The following is a 19,699-nucleotide window of genomic DNA, read 5'->3' as shown; positions in this document are numbered from 1 at the left end:
CAATATATGGTTACAGATTTGAAAAGTATCTTAAACACTTGGTATCCCAACAGGGACAACCAAGAATGGGTTTTAGCTACTTTGTACAAAATTGAAGGCTCTAGCTACAGAAAGCTAGGTGCTATGATGCTTATTTCGAGCCTAGGCGAGCGCTTGGGGATGCTTTCGGGTGGCTGTTTAGAAGCTGACATACAACGCCATGCTAAACAAGTAATGAGTAGTTTAAGCAGTAAAACCATTAGTTATGATGCCACCGATGAAGACGATTTAACATTTCAACTTGGCATTGGTTGTGGGGGCATAGTACATATTTTACTGCAGCCCATTCACAAAGCTAATGACTATTTACAGTTAGAGCTTGTATCTAAAGCACTTAATGAGAATAAACCAGGGCGATATCTTCAACAAGTAAGCCCCATTTTGCCAGCCGGTAGTGGTGTATTTTCGCAAAATGATGAGTTGCATGGCTTATCAATGAACCGCAAAGCGCAGTTGGTAGAATTACAAGGCGCTACGTGCTTGCAAACCTCTATTTATCCACCGCCCCACCTATTAATAGTAGGTGGTGGAGCAGATGCAGTTCCGGTTTATACATTTGCCAAACAACTTGGTTGGAGTGTAACGGTATGGGATACACGCGCGGCTAATGCAAAAAGACAATATTTTAAAAATGCAGATGCTATTTTGCGCATCACACCGAGTGAGTTAAAAGAATATTGCATAACTAATAAAGTCGATGCGGCTATTTTAATGGCTCACAGCGTTGAACTTGACGCCAGTACGTTGGCTCAATTTAAAGATGTTCCGTTTAAATATATAGGATTATTGGGTCCTAAGCACAGACGTGAACAAGTTTTAGAGCACGCAAATACGCGTGTTTCACAAATTAAGTCTCCTGTTTTTGGGCCTGTCGGTTTAAATTTAGGCGGCGACTCGCCAGAGAGTATTGCACTATCGCTGATCAGCGAAATACATGCAGTGCTGTGTGATAAAGATGCCCAATCACTAAGTCATTGGGGGCAAGAGCCGTGCTAATTGCAAAAGTTGTTTTAGCCGCAGGTCAATCATCTCGCTTTAACGGCTGTAAATTAACAGCTGATATTGGCTTTGGCAAAACAATGATTGAGCATGCTGTAAATACACTTCAAGAACTTGATGACACGCCCGTGTATGTAGTTACCGGGGCATGGCATAAAGAAGTAGCGCAGGCACTGGCAGGTTATCAAAGCATAGAGCTGATTGAGAACAAGCAATGGAGCCAAGGTTTGGGTAATTCAATCGCGACAGCTTCTCAAACTGTGTTTAAAAATAAGTCCTTTGATGGGATTTTATTTATGCTTGCGGATCAGGTTGAGCTAAAAGTAGCGCACTTAAGTGAGCTAGTTACTGGTTTTAAACGTAATCCATCGCGCTGGTGCGCAAACTATGGCGAGCGTTTAGGTGTACCCGCTATATTCCCAGCGGTTGATTTATCTCAGCTTGCAAGCTTAACTTCAGATAGAGGTGCGCAGCAATTACTGCGTTCCAGCAGTGAGGTCGTTAATACAATTAGTTTAAGTAGTGCGAGTGTAGATATAGATACTCAAAAGCAGCTAAGTAATTTTATAGCTAAAAATGAGTGAAAAAGTAGTCGTAGGGCAAAATAATTTTTAGCTGCGCTAACGCTTTAGTGCAGTGGTTATGGTATTAAGCTGTTAATGTAGCTGATGCGGTAACTATATGTGTTATGGATTAGTAGTTACAACAATCTTAACTGTTATAACCTGCGTTTAAATTAAACAATTTAAACGCAGGTTATAAAGCTTAATCAAGGGGCAAGCTATGGTGACGTTTACAATTAATGGCAAGGTGGTTGAATCACACGCAAGTGAAGATACACCATTATTATGGGTTATTCGCGATGAAATTGGATTAAAAGGTACGAAGTTTGGTTGCGGTATTGCAATGTGTGGTGCGTGTACGGTGCATTTAGATGGGCAAGCAACTCGCTCCTGTGTTTTACCAATTGGCGCTATTGCAGGAAAAAACATTACCACAATTGAAGGGCTTAATAACGAACACCCACTTCAAAAAGCATGGGTTGAAGAGCAAGTACCACAGTGCGGTTACTGTCAGTCGGGGCAAATAATGCAAGCTGCTACATTACTGGCAGCTAATCCAAGTCCTTCAGATGAAGAAATAGTAAGCCATATGGATGGTAACTACTGTCGCTGTATGGCTTATAAACGTATTAAAACTGCTATTCAACGCGCTGCAGATGAGTCACAAAGTGTAGTAAATATATTTGATCCAAATGCACAAGACGCTTAACTGGAGCCGATAATGAAAAAATTATTTCAAAAAAATAGCGAAACCGTTAATTTAAATCGTCGCTCGTTTATGATTGGCACTGCTAGCGCAGGCTTAGTCATGGCGTTTGCCCCTGCGTTATTTTCGGGTTCGCTCAGTGCAAAAGAATCAATTGCGCAACAGACTTTTTCACCCACTATTTGGTGGACTATGAGCACCGACGGCGCTGTAGAAGTAAGTATTGCTAAAGCTGAAATGGGTCAACATATTGGTACTGCTCTTGCGCGTATTGTGGCTGATGAGCTTGAATGTGATTGGGATAAAGTATCAATTACCTATGTAGATACTCATGAAAAATGGGGCTTTATGGTAACGGGTGGTTCATGGTCTGTATTTCAAAGCTTCAAGCCATTATCTCAAGCCGGCGCTGCGGGTCGAATTGCATTAATAGAAGCTGGAGCTAAATTGCTCGGCGTGCCTGCAGATAAATGTCGTGCTGAAAAGGGCTATATTATTGCAGGCGAAAAATCGGTTAGTTACGCAGACATAGTTAAAAAGGGCGAATTTAATCGTACATTTACTAGTGATGAAGTTGCAAACCTTCCACTAAAACCTGCTAATAAACGTCATTTAACTGGGCTTAAACAAGATTTTAAAGCGCTTGATATACCAGCCAAAACAAATGGTACAGCAGTATATGGGATAGATGTAGAAGTTGAAGGCATGCTGTACGCGCGTCCAGTTATTCCACCAACTCGTTATGGCAGTACAGTAACAAACGTTGATGATAGTGCAGCAAAAGCAATTAAAGGTTACAAAGGCTATGAAATTTTAAATGACCCTAGTAACACAGTGCAAGGCTGGGTTGTTGTATTAGCTGATAGTTACCCAAGTGCCATTAAAGCAGTAGATGCTTTAAAGGTGAGTTACAAAAAGGGTGAGTCGGCAAATATATCTGAAGCTGATATTCAAAAAGAAGGTAAGCGATTATGCGAGCAACGCGACTCGGGTACTTTGTTTGTTGATGAAGGCGATATAAAGAAAACTCAAGCAGACGCTAGTGAGTCGTTAGAATCAATGTATACCACAGCGACAGCGAGTCATTATCAGCTAGAGCCATTAAATGCGGTTGCAGAGTTTAAAGACGGAAATTGGATTATTCATACAGGTAACCAGTGGCAGTCACTTACGTTACCAGCGCTTGCTAAAGCACTCGATATAGAACAAAACAAAGTAATTATTCGTCCTTATTATTTAGGTGGTGGTTTTGGTCGTCGATTATTTGGTGACTGGACTGTACCTGCGGCTCTAACTGCAAAAGCAGTAGGTAAACCAGTAAAACTGGTATTTACACGAGCAGACGATAGTTTATTCGATCAGTCTCGTTCTGCATCTGCTGCAAAAATGACGGCGTCGTTTGATAAAAATGGTACCTTCACAGGAATGGAACATGCATTTGCTGCTGGTTGGCCTACTAAAGCTATGGCACCAGGGTTTTTATCACCGGGTGTTGATGGCAAAGGTAAATTTGATGCATTTTCGGCATCAGGCGCTGATCATTGGTATAGCATGAGCAGTCATCGTGCACGCGCTATTAATAACGAAGTTGCACAAAGCACCTTTAATCCAGGTTGGTTACGTTCAGTAGGGCCAGGCTGGATTGCATGGAGTCTTGAGTCGTTTATTGATGAAATTGCCCATAAGCAAGGCAAAGATCCTGTTCAATTTAGAATTGAAATGTTAGATGGTAAAGGCAAGCAAGCAGGTAAAGCACCTGAGAGCATTGGCGGAGCACTGCGCTTACGTAATGTGCTTAAAACAGTGTCTGACAAAGTAGCTTCTGTAAAATTGGCGAAAGACGAAGGTATTGGTTTTTCTGTAAGCTCAGGGCAAGAACGTACCATGCCAGCATGGCTTGCAACCGCAGCGCATGTTCACGTTAACCGTGATAGTGGTAAAATAACGCTTAAAAAGCTTTATGTTGTTGTAGATGCGGGCTTAATAGTTCACCCAGATGGCGCACTGGCACAAATTGAAGGGTCGTTACTATGGGGTAGCAGCCTTGCATTGCATGAATCAAATACGTATAAAGATGGGCAAGTATCTGCGACTAACTTTAATACTTATTTACCGCTAAGAATGCAAGATGTGCCAGATATGGACATAGAGTTTTTACAAAGCGATGAGTTTCCAGTTGGTTTAGGTGAGCCTGGCGTGATAGGAGTTGCTCCTGCTATTGGTAATGCAGTGTTTAATGCTGTAGGCGTGCGTTTACGTGACCTACCAATGAAGCCAAGCGAACTTAAAAAAGGCTTAAAAGCGTAAAACAAAAATAACTAAGGGGTATGCTTTAGGCTGCCCCTTTAGTTATTAAATATATTTATGTAATTATTATTTATGTATCAATAGGTAGCGTTGTTTATACCAGTTTGCTTAATTAAACGATTAAGTATTAGTGCAAATTGGTATTAGGTTGTTATTACGTGTTGATATTAGTTAAGGTTTATTTATGCTAATCGACCCAACAGGGCGAGAGTTTAGTTACTTACGTTTGTCTATTACGGATGTATGTAATTTTAAGTGTGTTTATTGTTTACCAGATGGTTATCAGGGCGGTCACGACCGTGGGTTCCTCACAATTGATGAAATTAGCAATACGCTTAAAGCGTTTGCACACCATGGTATTGAAAAAGTAAGGATCACTGGCGGAGAGCCAACCCTTAGAAAAGACTTTATAGATGTTGTTCGCGCGGCAAAAGATGTTGCGGGCATAAAAAAAATTGCAATGACTAGCAATGGTTTTTCTCTTCATAAGAATATTCATGACTGGGTAGATGCAGGCTTAAACGCCATTAATGTAAGTATTGATAGCTTAGATCCGCGCATGTTTAACACCATTACTGGGCATGACAAATTTACCTCAGTAATGAAAGGTATTGATACTGCGCTTGAAACGGCTATTGATTCGGTAAAAATAAACAGCGTGCTGATGAAGCAATACAACGCAAAAGAGTTTGATACATTTTTAAATTGGGTTAAACACCGCCCCGTTACCATCCGCTTTATAGAATTGATGCAAACAAACGACAACAAAGCCTTTTTTGATGCTAACCATGTTTCTGGGCAAGTTTTAAAAACTCAGCTATTACAAACGGGTTGGCAGCAAGTTGCGCGTAGTGCATCAGCAGGTCCTGCTCAAGAGTTTGCGCATCCTGATTATCAAGGCAGAATTGGTTTAATAATGCCTTACAGCAATGATTTTTGTAGTACCTGTAATCGACTAAGGGTTACAGCAAAAGGAAATCTGCACTTGTGTTTGTTTTCTGAAGAGGGTATTTCGCTAAGAGAATATATGAACGACAGTTCGAATAGTGAATTAATGGCATTGTTATCTCGTTATATTAAAACTAAGAAGCCAACTCACCTTTTACACCAGGGTAATACAGGTATTACTACTAATTTATCCATGTTAGGTGGCTAGTTGTTAAAGCCACTTAGTGATATTAAAGTATCAAACGTGTTTCTAAAATACACTACATTATCCCTAAAATGTAAATAACTGGTTGTATCTACGTGGTTTATATGAACAAAGCTTGTTAAATTGTATTTTCACGTTAAACTTACTTTTTATTTTTATTAAGTGATTAGAATGGATATAGCGGCCCTTAATAGCACTAAATCATTAAGAAAGGACGTCCTGAGAGGGATGTGTCTTTGTTTTGGTTTTTTATCGCTAGTATTTGCGAGTGTTAATTTGACCGTAAATAATTTTCCATTGCTAGGCTATATCGAAATCTGTTTTTCTATTTATTGTATATTTACTTATATTTCACTTAAACGCCGTCCACTACAGTTTTGGCAATCCTTAATAATGTGTGCACTGGTAACGTTAATTATTATTATAGGTACATCCTTAGCAACGCCTAGTAATGGTGTGTTTGTATGGTCGTTTGCATTACCTATTTTGTACTACCTGTTACTAGGTAAACAATATGGTATAATTTTCTCTGCAAATTTATTAGTTATCCAAGTGTTTATTTTAGGGAGTAAGTCTACACTTGCCCCCTTTGAAACTTTTAACTTATCTCTTAATCTACTCTGTGCTTATTTAAGTATTTGGGCGATTTCTCATGTTTTTGAAGGGAGTCGTTCACACTTTTCAAGGCGACTTAAAAATTTAGCGTTACTTGACCCATTAACGGGTGCAGGCAATCGCCTTTCAATGAACCACTACTTTGAAGTAGAACTACAAGATAAATCACAGTTATATTTATTCTTACTTGATTTAGATTTTTTTAAACAAGTAAATGATGAATATGGCCATGGTGTGGGTGACCAAGTGCTTATTGAAGTAGCAACTTTACTAAGAGTTATACTCGCTAGAGGGTATGTATTTAGAGTAGGCGGTGAGGAGTTTGCTTTATTTAGCTCTTTTGAAAATGATGAGGCCGCGCTTAAAACTGCCGAACAAATAAGGGCATGTTTTGAAAGTACCACATTTGACATTGACGGCCTTGCAATCAATGTGACAACCAGCATTGGTGTGGCAAAATTTAAAAGTACCAATTCATTGGAAAGCTTTGTAAACCAAGCAGATAAACAGTTATATAAAGCAAAGCAATTTGGTCGCAATAAAGTGTATTGTAAGTTTAAAACAGAAAATGATTACGAGGCAGTTGTTGCGTAAGTCGTGCTACTTAGTACATTTGTTCAAAGTTAGGGATCCCGTTTTCCCAAATCGGTTTATCTTTTCCTAAATGCTCGCGCACAGCATCAAAAAATAATCGGGTTCTTACCGGTAAATCTCGATGCGGATATACGGCATACATAGCGCTAAACTCCATCAGTTTTACATCGGTTAATAAAGGCACTAGCTTACCCTGTATTATTTCATCACCAATAATAAATGCAGGGGCAACAAAGTAAGTGGTGCCCGACAATGTTTTCATTAATAATGATTCTGCATCATTTGCCCTAAACACACTTTTTATTTTTTGCTCGCAGCGCTCACCTTTACTATCGTAATAATCTATTGCTTCTACTCGAATAGAATTACTGGCATAGCTTGCTGCTGGTAATTTCGCTAACTCTTCCATTGTTTTTGGCATACCATAAGTTTCAATAAACTGTGGCGCAGCTAAAATTAATAACCGGTTACGCGCTATTTTACGTGCAATAAGTGACGAGTCTTTAGGCTCTCCTACACGAAAAGCCAAATCAAATCCTTCAGAGACTATGTCTACTAATCTATCGTCTAAACGCAGTTCAACTTCTACTTGCGGAAAGCGTTTTTGAAAATCATTAAGTACAGGTTGTAAATAACGACGACCAATAAGTGTTGATGAAGTGATTTTTAACACCCCGCGCGGCTCTAAATGGTAGTTTTCAGCCATGCGCACGGTTTCGCCGAGCAGCTCTCTAAGCTCAGCGGCTTTTTTGATCATTTCGGCGCCTGCCGCTGTGAGCGAAAATGAACGGGTAGTTCGGTTAAGTAACCTAACGCCTAACTCATCCTCTAAACGGCTAATTTGTTTAGATATAACAGAGCGATCTATGTTGCGTATTTCTGCAGCTTTAGCAAAAGAGCCTTGCTCAACTACTTCAAGTAACATTAAAAGTCGACTTGTTGTATCCATTATTACACCTTAACCAATCTATTGATGCCATTTTGGCATTAATGAATTTAAAAATCTATGGTTTTTACACACGGGTTTAATCCGTATTATGCGAGGCTAATCAATAATGGAGCGTCTTCATGAACAAACATCTAATTGCTGCTGCACTTACTGCGGCCTCTTTAACACTTGCGGGTTGTGCTGATGAGAGCACAGCTCAATCAGCACCTGCACAGCAACTTCAACCAATTGATGTAGCACAGGTGCTTGTTAAGCCGGTACAGAGCTGGCACACATATACAACTCGTTTAGAGTCTCCACAAGAAGTTGCTTTAATGCCGCGTGTATCAGGAATCATCGATAGCATTGAATTTAAAGAAGGCGACGTGGTTAAAGAAGGCGATGTTTTATTTCAATTAGATGCTCGCCCATTTGCAGCGGTTGTTGCAAGCTTAAAAGCGCAAATTAAAAGTGCAGAAGCCGCCTTAGAACAAGCTAAAAGTGAAGACAAACGTGCGGTACGCTTATTAGACCGTAAGGCAATCTCTACAGAGCAAGCACAAGCGCGCACTTCAACACTGCGCCAACGCGAAGCACAGCTTTCTGCACTGCAAGCACAACTTACTTCAGCAGAACTTGATTTAGAGTTTACGTCAGTAGTATCACCAATTGATGGCATTATTTCTCGTGCAAATATTACTAAAGGTAATAACGTACTTGCGGGTCAAAGCGTATTAACGTCAATTGTTTCAAACCAAGCTATGTACGCTTACTTTGATGTTGATGAGCGCACATGGAATAGCTCTTTTAATGATGTTACTGCTGCGAGCCACCAAACTGTTGTAATGCAAAAAGTCGGTCAAAGTGATTTTGCATACAAAGGCTACATTAACTTTATTGATAACCAAATTAATTCATCAACGGGCACATTACGTGTACGTGCGGTATTTAATGAAGACAACAACCAATTACGCGCAGGCTCGTTTGCACGTATCAAGCTTGCAGCCAATTCTATTAGCGACGCTATTATTATCCCAGAACGTGCAATTGGTACTGACTTAAAAAATCGCTTTGTACTAACCGTTGGCGAAAACAACGTACTTGAATACAAACTAATTACTATTGGTGAACGTTACGGTGCATTACGTGCGGTTACTTCAGGCCTTAACGAAGGTGATGTAATTGCTGTAAATGGTCCTGCTCGCGTAGGTCCTGGTATGCCAATCTCTCCGCAAACAGTAACAATTGATACAAGCGGTGTGGCATTTACATTGTCAAACGACAACGCACAACTTGTGGCTAAGCAATAAGGTTTATTGATGAAATTTTCGCATTTCTTTATACAGCGCCCAATATTTGCGGCTATGCTGTCGTTGGTTATTTTAATTGCTGGTGGCATATCACTATTCCAATTACCAGTAAGTGAATACCCAGAAGTAGTTCCTCCAACAGTTGTTGTTACCGCCAACTACCCAGGTGCTAACCCTACCGTTATTGCGCAAACAGTGGCAACACCGCTGGAGCAAGAAATTAACGGTACTGAAAACATGTTGTATATGTTTTCGCAAGGTACTAGCGATGGCCGTATGACTCTAACGGTAACATTTGCGTTAGGTACCGATTTAGACCGTGCTCAAGTACAAGTACAAAACCGTGTAAACAGTGCACTTCCGCGTTTGCCAGAAGAAGTACAACGTTTAGGTGTTGTGGCTGAAAAGTCATCACCCGATTTAACCATGGTAGTACATTTATACTCACCTGAAAAAACGCACGACACAGCTTACTTATCTAACTATGCTGATTTAAACATTAAAGATGAAATTGCGCGCTTACCAGGCGTAGGTGATATTCGCATGTTTGGTGCTGGCAAATACTCAATGCGAGTATGGCTAAACCCAGATGCACTTGCTGCACGCGAATTAACAGCAACAGATGTAGTAACAGCACTTCGCTCGCAAAACCAGCAAGTTGCTGCAGGTAGCTTAGGTGCGCAACCAATTTCAAACGACAGTCAATTTCAAATACTGTTAAACGTTAAAGGTCGTTTAAACAGTATTGAAGAATTTGAACAAGTTATTATTAAAGTAGGCGACGAAGGTCAGTTAACGCGCTTATCTGATATAGCCCGTGTTGATTTAGGTCAAGACACTTACGCACTGCGTGCAGAGCTTGACAACCAACCAGCTCTTGCAATGCCAATATTTCAACGCCCAGGTTCAAACGCTATTGAGCTTTCTGATCAAGTACGCGAAACAATGGCGCGCTTATCAAAAGATTTCCCTACTGGTGTTGAATACGACATTGTGTACGACCCTACGGTATTCGTTCGCGGCTCAATTGACGCGGTAATTGCCACTTTGCTTGAAGCAATTGTACTGGTAGTTATTGTTGTTATTGTATTTTTACAAACGTGGCGTGCATCAATTATTCCGCTAATTGCTGTGCCTATTTCACTTATTGGTACATTTGCCGTAATGCAGTGGTTAGGTGTCTCAATTAATACCTTGTCGCTGTTTGGTTTAGTTTTGGCCATAGGTATTGTTGTAGATGATGCTATTGTAGTTGTTGAAAACGTAGAGCGTAATATCGAAAAAGGCTTATCGCCACTTGAAGCAACCCGCGTTGCAATGAGCGAAGTAACAGGCCCTATTATTGCCATTGCGCTGGTACTAAGTGCTGTATTTATTCCTACTGCGTTTATTACCGGGCTGTCTGGTCAATTTTATAAGCAATTTGCACTTACAATTACAATTTCGACGATTATCTCAGCGTTTAACTCACTCACGTTATCGCCTGCGCTTGCTGCATTGTTATTAAAATCACACGATGCAAAACCAGATGCGTTCACGCGTTTACTTAATAAATTGTTTGGACGTTGGTTGTTTAAACCATTTAACCGCGTATTTAATCGTGGAGCTAAAGGGTACGAAAAACTGGTACAAAAACTAATCCGTATGACCGTTGTTGTAATGGTGGCTTATATTGCACTTGTTGGCGGCACAATTAAGTTATTTGATACCGTACCAGGTGGCTTTATTCCACAGCAAGACAAACAGTATTTAGTGGCTATTGCGCAGTTACCTGACGCATCAAGCCTTGATCGTACTGAAGACGTACTTGCTCAAATGCAGCAAATTGCATTAGAAGTCCCAGGCGTTGCACATACTGTTGCTTTTCCTGGCTTATCAGTGAACGGTTTTACAAACAGCCCTAACAGCGGCATTGTATTTACACCACTTGAGAGCTTTGACAAACGTACCGACCCAAGCCAATCAGCGATGGCGATAGCGGCGCAGTTGAATAAACGTTTTGCTGCAATTGATGAGGCATTTGTAGCGGTATTTCCACCGCCGCCAATTCAAGGTTTGGGCACTACAGGTGGTTTTAAACTGCAAATAGAAGACAGAGCTAATAAAGGATTTGAGGCACTATTTAATAGCCTGCAAGCCGTTATTGGTAAAGCGCAACAAGACCCAGCATTAATGGGCCTGTACTCAAGTTTCCGTATCCAAGTTCCACAAATGGATATTGATATTGACCGCGAACAAGCGCTTATTCAAGGTATTCCACTTGATGAAGTATTTAATGCACTGCAAATTTACTTAGGCTCTGTGTACGTAAATGACTTTAATATGTTTGGTCGTACGTACCAAGTAAATGCACAGGCTGATGCTGACTACCGCTTAGACCCTGATCAAATACTTAATTTAAAAGTACGAAACCGCTCAGGTAATATGGTGCCACTAGGCTCTGTATTAACAGTAACACCAACAATTGGTCCTGACCGTGTTATGCATTACAACGGTTACCCAAGTGCAGAACTAAATGGTAGCCCAGCGCCAGGTTATAGCTCTGATCAAGCACAAGTTGCTATTGAAAAAGTACTCGCAGACACACTACCAACAGGTATTGAATATGAGTGGACTGAAGTAACGTACCAACAAGTACTTGCCGGTAACACCATGGTTTATGTATTCCCGTTAGTTGTATTACTTGTATTTATGGTACTTGCAGCGCAGTACGAGAGCTTACGTTTACCACTGGCAATTATATTAATTGTACCAATGACTATTTTCTCAGCCTTGTTAGGTGTGTGGTTTGTCGGCTCTGACAACAACATATTCACCCAAATAGCGTTAATAGTACTGGTCGCGTTGGCTTCTAAAAATGCAATATTGATGGTTGAGTTTGCAAAAGATAGACACGACTCAGGCTTATCGCACTTAGAGGCAATACTTGAGGCATGTCGTATGCGCTTGCGCCCAATATTAATGACGTCAATTGCATTTACAGCAGGTGTTGTACCGTTAGTACTTGCCACCGGTGCGGGCGCCGAAATGCGACACGCAATGGGTAACGCAGTATTCTCAGGCATGATAGGTGTAACCGTGTTTGGCCTATTGTTTACGCCGGTATTTTATATGTTAGTGACTAACAAAAAAGAGAAAGCGCAGGAGAATACTCATGACTAAATTAATGCAAAAAAGGCTTAAAACAAGTCTAACTGTCAGTGCGGTATTAGTCGCTGCGTTTTTAGCCGGGTGCGCGAGTAAAATAGACACCATGGGCGAGCAAAAAGCCGTTAACGAATTTGTTGCTAAAGCTAATATTGCGAGTAACGTTAGCGTTGCTGATGAAACAAACTGGTGGAAAAAGCTTAATTCTGATCAACTAAATGAGCTTGTTACTGGTGCGCTTGCAAATAACTATAATTTGCAAACAAGCCAGTTAACACTTAAAAGTGCATTAGCGCGATTAGGAGAGCAAAAAGCTCAATACCTACCACAAGGTGGCGTAAATGTTGGCGCAGCTCGAAGCGATGCACCAAGCGTGTTTGACCGTCAATCAAGTGCAAACGTTGCACTTGATTGGCAACTAGATTTATTTGGTCGCATAACGGCGTTGGTTGATGCTGCAAATGCATCGGCCATGAGCCAAGCAGAGCAAGTACGTTTACTGCAAATTGAAGTAGTATCGTCAGTTGTTAAAGGCTTTGTAAGTTATCAAGGTAATGTTGAAAAACAACACATTGTAGCACTTCAAATTGAAGCGCTTGAGCAAAGTATTGACGTTCTTCAAGCCCGAGTTGACGAAGGCGTCGCAAACGAGCTTGATTTAAACCGTACGATGGCGCAGCTTAGGCAGCAACAAGCATTAATGCCTGCTATTGAGTATGCAAAATACAGCGATTTATCTGCTCTTGCAGTACTAAGCGGTGAGTTAGCGCAAAATATTGCTATTGAAAACGAGCAAGGCGTGCTTGAACGTGACTTTAGCGTAGCATTAAAAAACGCTAATAATGCCATTGCCTTACGTCCTGATATTAGCCGTGCACTGTTTGACTTTAGCCAAGCAAATAGTTTAAGTGTTGCAGCTAGCAAAGCGTTATTACCAGATATTAGCTTATCTGCATTTGCAGGGGTTGTGAGTATAGACAGCACAGGCTTAAAAAATACCGAACAGCAGTGGCAAGTAGCGCCGCAGTTACAATGGTCGTTATTAAGTTACCCAGCATTATTAGCACAGCGCGACGCGCAGCAGTTTTTAAGTGAAGCCGCATACAGCGATTATCAACAAGTGGTATTAACTGCACTAAGTGAAAGTGAACTTTCACTGCAATTGTTGGTCAATCAAGCACAGCAAAAACGCTTTGCAGATGAGCGCTATGACTTTGCTAATAAAGCATTTTTACAAGCCCAAGCAATGTATGAAGAAGGCCAAATTCCTTACCTTGAGTTGTTAGATGCGCGTCAGGATGTTTTAATAGCACAAGAAAATGCTGTTGAAACAACAATTTCTTCACTGCTTGCCAAAGTAAATGCTTACCAGTCATTTAATGGCCAATGGAGTTATGCGTTAAACGACACTAATAAGTAGAGTTATATTGATGCCAAATACTGAAAATTTACATGAATACATTATCCCGCAAACGATGCGCGCTATTGTACTGCCAGAACCAAATGAAGCAATTGACTTAGCAGATGCTGAGCTGCCTGTTCCAGACTGTGCAGATAACGAGCTGCTTGTAAAAGTAGAGTACGTTGGTTTAAATCCAGTTGATGGTCAATTTGCTAAAACAGGCTTTTGTAAATGGCAGTATCCACACATTTTAGGCTTAGATGCCGTAGGTGTTGTGGTTAAAGCTAATAAAGGTGTGTTTCCAAATGTTGGCCAGCGCGTTATGTGGCACGCCAACATTGGTGAGCAAGGTGCTTTGAGCGAATACACCAAAGTACCTAACTTTGCAGTGTCGGTTGTGCCAAGCGGTTTAAATCCGGCCATTGCAGCAACACTTCCATGCGCCGGTATGGCAGCACTTATCAGCTTAGATAAAATAGGCATTAGTGAAGGCGATACTATTTTTATTGAAGGCGGAGCCGGAGCGGTAGGGCAGTTTGCTATTCAATATGCAAAACAGCGTGGCGCAGATGTATTTACCACGGCATCAAAGCGTAACCATAAATTGGTTAAGCAGCTAGGCGCTGATGTGGTTTTTGACTATAGCGATAAAAAGCTATGCGAAAAAATCCGCAGAGAACTTGGCCCGCAAGGCTTTGATGCGGTTATTGATACGATAGGTGGAGAGTGTACTCAGCGTAATATTGAGTTAATGCGTTTTTGCGGACGTATTGCCTGCTTAAATCCACTCCCTTGTTTTGATCAAGACTTAATGTATCACCGAGCGCCGAATATTAGCGTTGTATCGATTGGTGGGGCATGGCTTGCTAATAGTTTATGTGCACAACAACGCTTGAGCTTTATGGGCAACCTGTTACTTGAAGGAGCTGTTAGTGGCGACATTAAACACCCAGAAATAACGCCCGTAGACTTTAGTGCTGAGTCAGTATCGCAAGCGCTTAATAAACAACTTGCTGGTGGTTTTACCGGCAAGCAAGTTGTTAAAGTTGCTAAGTGAAGCGCTTATACAATTTGATTTAAATTTAAGTAGTTTTAGTTAGATTAACTGATAATGTAGCCTCTATAAATTGAATAAAAACGTAGCCTATTTGTGCTGCGTTTTTTTATGCCCATCAAAAAATAGATACAGCGCTAGGGTCTGTTGATCTTTCAAGGTTGAATTTGCAGCAGTCTGTTTGGTATTTAGGCAAGGCAGAGCCTATGTAGTGTGGTTATTCCCCATAAATGGGCGATAACGTAGCATTAATGCCAAACAGGCGCTGCCCAAAGGGTTCTTCCTAGGGGCTATTTACTCTTTGTTGCCTACATGGATGTAGGTAAGGGGCGTGAGCAGGACGCGGAAGCTTTGCTCGGTTTTTACTTAGCCCACTAGGTTACAAACCTCGCGCTGCGATTAAATAGCCCCTAGTTTGAACAAATTTTAATCCGCAAAGATCAACAGACCCTAGAGCTTTTGCTGTTTTATTCATCATTTTAGTCAAAATACTTTTTTTTCAGCGTACAACTGTAAGCCTTTGTGTTTCAACAGTTTACGTTCAGGTAAAGAAAATAAATTGAAAAAACTGTTAATTAATTGAATAGAGTAATTGATCTAAACGATTTTTTATGACGTAATGTAGGTATTATTTAGCTGGTCGGATGAGTTCAATCATGAGTTTACGTACAAAACTAAAAAAAGTATTACCAAGTATTTCTATCACAGAACAAGAAGCGCTAGACGCGGGTGATGTATGGCTTGAAGGTTCTATCTACCAAGGTAAACCTGATTTCAGCGCACTTCGCGACGTACCTGCTGCTACATTAAGCGCAGACGAGCAAGCATTCTTAGACGGTCCAGTAAAAGAACTACTGGGCATGATTGATGATTCAGTGATTCAAAACGGCATTCATTTACCAAATGACATCTTAGAATTTTTGAAAAAAGAGCGTTTTTTCTCGCTTATCATTCCTAAGTCGTTTGGTGGTTTAGAGTTTAGCCCTTATGCAAACTCTACCATTGTTGGCACAATTGCTACTAAAAGCTCAGCAGTTGCGGTAACCGTAATGGTTCCTAACTCGTTAGGCCCAGGTGAGTTATTACTTCACTTTGGTACGCAAGAACAACAAGCACATTACTTACCACGCCTAGCAAATGGTACAGACATTCCATGTTTTGCATTAACAAGCCCAGAAGCGGGTTCTGATGCAGGTGGTATTCCTGATGTTGGTAAAGTAACTAAAGGTATGTACAACGGCGAAGAAGTCCTTGGTTTAGAAATTACTTGGGACAAGCGCTACATTACACTTGCACCTATTGCTACCGTACTTGGTTTAGCATTTAAAGTAGTTGACCCTGATGGTCTACTAGGTGGTAAAGAAAACCTAGGCATTACCTGTGCACTTATTCCTAAAGAGCACCCAGGTGTAGAGCTTGGTAATCGCCACGACCCAATGGGTATTCGTTTTTACAACGGTACTACACGTGGTAACAAAGTATTTGTACCAATGGATTTTGTTATTGGTGGACAGAAAAACATCGGTCGTGGTTGGCAAATGCTGGTTAGCTGTTTAGGTGCTGGCCGTGGTATTTCATTACCTGCGCTAGGTGTTAGTACAGCACAAGTAGCATTTAAATCAGCATCTGAATACGCAGCAGTGCGTGAACAGTTTGGTTTAGCCATTGGCCAGTTTGAAGGTATTCAAGAAAAACTAGCCGACATTGCAGGTAAAACATACCTACAAGAAGCAATGCGCGTACTTACAACTGAAGGCTTAGGCATGGGTTTAAAACCATCAGTAGTAACCGCAATCGCTAAATACCATATGACAGAGCTTGGTCGCGACGTACTTGATTCAGCAATGGATATACAAGCAGGTAAAGCGATTCAAAATGGTCCACAAAATACATTAGCAAGTGGTTATGTTGCTCAGCCGATTGCCATTACGGTAGAAGGCGCGAACATTCTTACACGTAACCTAATGATCTTTGGTCAAGGTGTTATGCGTTGTCACCCATATTTACAATCTATGGTTGAGTCAATTCACAGTGAAGACAAAGGCGCAGATAAAGAATTTAACGGCATTTTGCGTAAAACAATCGGCTACAGCACAGCAAACAGCTTACGTGCTTTCCGCTTAGGTGTTTTACCATTTACAGCAAGTGCAAACTCTGATTTGCCAGAAGTACGCGACTACGAAAAAGCAGTACATAAACTATCTGCAAAACTTGCAGTGTACGCAGACTTTTCGTTACTTGTACTTGGCGGTAAGTTAAAACAAGCAGAAATGCTATCGGCACGTTTAGGCGATGTAATGAGCTTCTTATATGCAGCTATGGCATCAATTAAATACTACGAGCAAAAAGTATCAAGTAGTGACCGTGAGCAAGCAGCGCCGTATTTCCATTACGCGACGCGTTTTGCACTACAAAGTGCTGAAGAAGCATTGCATAAGTTTTTAGATAACTTCCCTGCAAGCGGTACACGTAAGTTTATTCGTTTCATTACAATGAACTACTCAACTAAAATGCCAAAAATTAGCGACGATTTAATCCGCGAACTAGCTAAGCAAGCTCAGCTAGATACCGCATTTAAAGCGCAAATCACGCATTTAGTTAAACCAGTAGTGGGCGATGGCCATCATATTAATGAGCAAGCTTACAAAGCTAAAATGGCATCACTTGGCGAGCTGGCTAAAGTTAAAAAAGCACTACGTGCTAAAGTAATTAAACCAGGTGCACGTTTTAACATTACGCTTGATAACGCACTAGCGGCGAACGTAATTACCCAAGCTGAACACGTTCAGTTAATTGATTACAACATCAAACGTGAAAAGGCGATTCGTGTAGATGAGTTCGATTTTGATATGAACATACTAGACGATAACGCACAGCCAATTAACCCGCTTAAAAGCGTAGTTAATCAGTAAGTTAAAGTAATTAAATTCAATGATGCAAAGCGCCCGCACTATCGGCGCTTTTATTTTTGAGTAAATAATTAGTGTGGGGCCCCGCTTGTGTAAAAACAAGCGGGGCTTTTTTATGTGTTATTTAAAGTAGAAATAGATGACGGTATTGGTTTGAAAGTGAATATGTATCTGTAGAGGATTAAAAAGAGACGCTTATAATCTTGAAAAAGGGCTAACAACCCCGTTAGCACCTTGCTGTAGTACATGGGTATAAATTTGAGTAGTTTTAACATCAGAATGGCCAAGCTGAGCTTGAACAGTTCTTATATCGGCGCCATTTTGCAGTAGATGAGTAGCAAAAGAGTGTCTCAATGTATGAGGTGTTATTATTTTTGTTAACCCTGATTTTTGGACGACTTTTTTAATCTCTTTTCTAATACAAGAGTGATGAAAATGATGTCGCCTTATTTCACCACTTTGAGGATCTGAACTTAATATATGAGAAGGAAATAAATATTGCCACGCAAGCGATTTTGCGGCACTTGGATATTTTTTTGTTAAAGCATATGGCATCCATACGCCAGAATATTCCGTATTATTTAAATCCAGTTTTAAATAGTCATCAACGTTCAAAATTTGATTTCTCAGCATAGGAATTAGCTCTGTGGCCAGCGTAACAATGCGGTGTTTATTACCTTTTCCATTCCATACTTGAATGCATTTATAATCAAAATCAATATCTTTTACTCTTAATTGCACCGCTTCCATTACTCTTAAGCCACTTCCATACATAAGGGCTGCAATTAAATAATAGCGCTTATTTAAATGAGCCATCAACATTTTAACTTCCTCTGGGGTCATCACTACAGGGAGCTTTGCTTGTTTTTTACTACGGGCAAAATTTAAATTTAATGAGAGTTCTTTTTTTATTATGTGCTTGTATAAAAATGACAATGAATTGAGTGCGGTGGCTTGCGTACGTGGTGCAACGTTTTGCTTTAACACTAAATGTTCTAAGTAGCGTTCGACTTCATTGTCCCCCATTGAGGCGGGATGGCGTTTATTATGAAAATGGATATAAGATGCAATCCATCTTAGGTAGGTATCTACGGTGCGTAATGAATACTGACGTACCAACATATAATCGGCTATATAATTTAAAAATGGGGAACGTGTTTTCATACTATTACCAATAATGGCGCTGTTTTTATATACAGTATAGTTGTGATGCACACATATTCAAGAAAATGAGCGGCGAGCGCATTTTCTCTTTTATTGAGAGTTTGAATGCTAATAAAAATTATATATAGCAATGTGTTAAGTTATTTGGTAAAAATGATTTATAAAATACATGAGAGTATTGTTGGCAGAAATATGCGCGATGAGCGCACTATTAAATTGTTAGTTTTTCAGGGAAGTTTAGTGTTTAAATATATATTTGCTGTATTAATTATTCTGGGTGGAACAATGGAAGTTAATGGTCAGGAACCGGAGTGGGTTTCAACATTAAGGATTGAGTTGGGCGATGAAATCATGGCCAAATCGGCAATGGATTTAACTGCCGAAGACGTATTTAATATTGTCCGTGTTACGAAAAATATTAATGGTGCTGATGACGGAACTTGGCCAATGATTGAAGCTAAATTACCTCAGATTCGTTCACACATTATTAGTCTGCTAAATTCTGGCAAAGTATCAAAGGAAGAACTGGAAACTATAAATTACTTGGCTTCAATATTCTTTGAAAGTGATAAAGAATTACATGTGCAATTGAAAAACTAACAAGCAAATAAACTGGGACACGTAGAGCTTGCTCGGTTCCACTTCGTTCCACATTTTAGCAAGCACTACTTAGCCCGTTATTTGGGCGTTGGTATGACTCCCACTGTCAAGTTAAGCACACTGATCCTTGCTTCACTTTTTAAGCCATAATTACTTCAGCTCGAATTAGAGCGAGTTAATACATAGGATGAAGCAAGTAATTTCGTCGG

General features: G+C 40.4%; 14 protein-coding genes. 12 read left to right on the top strand and 2 right to left on the bottom strand.

Annotated features, from left to right (window positions below):
* Positions 1–6: 6 nt before the first annotated feature.
* The 6 genes from H5126_RS04600 (at position 7) to H5126_RS04575 (ending at position 6,976) form a co-directional block, all read left to right on the top strand.
* Positions 7–1,035, top strand: a complete 1,029-nt coding sequence (locus tag H5126_RS04600; RefSeq protein ID WP_182720654.1) for an XdhC family protein — start codon at positions 7–9, stop codon at positions 1,033–1,035.
* A complete protein-coding gene (locus tag H5126_RS04595) occupies positions 1,029–1,622 on the top strand; it encodes a nucleotidyltransferase family protein (protein ID WP_182720655.1) in 594 nt (197 codons plus the stop codon). The genes H5126_RS04600 and H5126_RS04595 overlap by 7 nt, the downstream gene beginning before the upstream one ends.
* A gap of 199 nt (positions 1,623–1,821) precedes the next feature.
* Positions 1,822–2,310, top strand: coding sequence for a (2Fe-2S)-binding protein (locus H5126_RS04590; RefSeq protein ID WP_182720656.1), 489 nt, complete (start codon positions 1,822–1,824; stop codon positions 2,308–2,310).
* 12 nt (positions 2,311–2,322) lie between these two features.
* Positions 2,323–4,614: a xanthine dehydrogenase family protein molybdopterin-binding subunit gene (locus tag H5126_RS04585; protein ID WP_182720657.1), complete on the top strand. Its 2,292-nt coding sequence runs from the start codon at positions 2,323–2,325 to the stop codon at positions 4,612–4,614.
* Between the two features lie 184 nt (positions 4,615–4,798).
* On the top strand, positions 4,799–5,770 hold the full coding sequence (moaA, locus tag H5126_RS04580) for a GTP 3',8-cyclase MoaA (protein WP_182720658.1): 972 nt from the start codon (positions 4,799–4,801) through the stop codon (positions 5,768–5,770).
* Between the two features lie 168 nt (positions 5,771–5,938).
* A complete protein-coding gene (locus tag H5126_RS04575; protein ID WP_182720659.1) occupies positions 5,939–6,976 on the top strand; it encodes a GGDEF domain-containing protein in 1,038 nt (345 codons plus the stop codon).
* A gap of 10 nt (positions 6,977–6,986) precedes the next feature.
* Here the strand turns inward: H5126_RS04575 and H5126_RS04570 are convergent, their stop codons facing one another.
* Positions 6,987–7,925 (bottom strand): LysR family transcriptional regulator, encoded by a 939-nt coding sequence (locus tag H5126_RS04570; RefSeq protein ID WP_002958690.1) that lies wholly within the window; start codon positions 7,923–7,925, stop codon positions 6,987–6,989.
* A 119-nt stretch (positions 7,926–8,044) separates the two neighbouring features.
* Between H5126_RS04570 and H5126_RS04565 the strand changes: the two genes are divergently transcribed.
* The 5 genes from H5126_RS04565 (at position 8,045) to H5126_RS04545 (ending at position 17,729) form a co-directional block, all read left to right on the top strand.
* Positions 8,045–9,214: an efflux RND transporter periplasmic adaptor subunit gene (locus tag H5126_RS04565; RefSeq protein ID WP_024595653.1), complete on the top strand. Its 1,170-nt coding sequence runs from the start codon at positions 8,045–8,047 to the stop codon at positions 9,212–9,214.
* Between the two features lie 9 nt (positions 9,215–9,223).
* Entirely contained in the window at positions 9,224–12,376 is a 3,153-nt protein-coding gene (locus H5126_RS04560) for an efflux RND transporter permease subunit (protein WP_002958688.1), read from the top strand.
* Complete coding sequence (locus tag H5126_RS04555; RefSeq protein ID WP_182720660.1) at positions 12,369–13,781, top strand: TolC family protein; 1,413 nt, start codon at positions 12,369–12,371, stop codon at positions 13,779–13,781. The genes H5126_RS04560 and H5126_RS04555 overlap by 8 nt, the downstream gene beginning before the upstream one ends.
* Positions 13,782–13,791: 10 nt before the next feature.
* Positions 13,792–14,820 (top strand): zinc-binding dehydrogenase, encoded by a 1,029-nt coding sequence (locus tag H5126_RS04550; protein WP_182720661.1) that lies wholly within the window; start codon positions 13,792–13,794, stop codon positions 14,818–14,820.
* Positions 14,821–15,473: 653 nt separating this feature from the next.
* A complete protein-coding gene (locus tag H5126_RS04545) occupies positions 15,474–17,729 on the top strand; it encodes an acyl-CoA dehydrogenase (RefSeq protein ID WP_182720662.1) in 2,256 nt (751 codons plus the stop codon).
* Between the two features lie 192 nt (positions 17,730–17,921).
* Here the strand turns inward: H5126_RS04545 and H5126_RS04540 are convergent, their stop codons facing one another.
* Positions 17,922–18,890 (bottom strand): integron integrase, encoded by a 969-nt coding sequence (locus H5126_RS04540; RefSeq protein ID WP_182720663.1) that lies wholly within the window; start codon positions 18,888–18,890, stop codon positions 17,922–17,924.
* 105 nt (positions 18,891–18,995) lie between these two features.
* Here H5126_RS04540 and H5126_RS04535 point away from each other — a divergent pair, with 105 nt between their 5' ends.
* Positions 18,996–19,490: a hypothetical protein gene (locus tag H5126_RS04535; RefSeq protein WP_182720664.1), complete on the top strand. Its 495-nt coding sequence runs from the start codon at positions 18,996–18,998 to the stop codon at positions 19,488–19,490.
* The last annotated feature ends 209 nt before the right edge of the window (positions 19,491–19,699 follow it).

It is taken from the genome of Pseudoalteromonas sp. SG45-3 (genome assembly GCF_014164075.1).
GTDB classification, from domain to species: Bacteria; Pseudomonadota; Gammaproteobacteria; order Enterobacterales; family Alteromonadaceae; genus Pseudoalteromonas; species Pseudoalteromonas distincta.
Note: the sequence above shows the minus strand (reverse complement) of the source record. Positions and strands in the feature narration are given on the sequence as shown.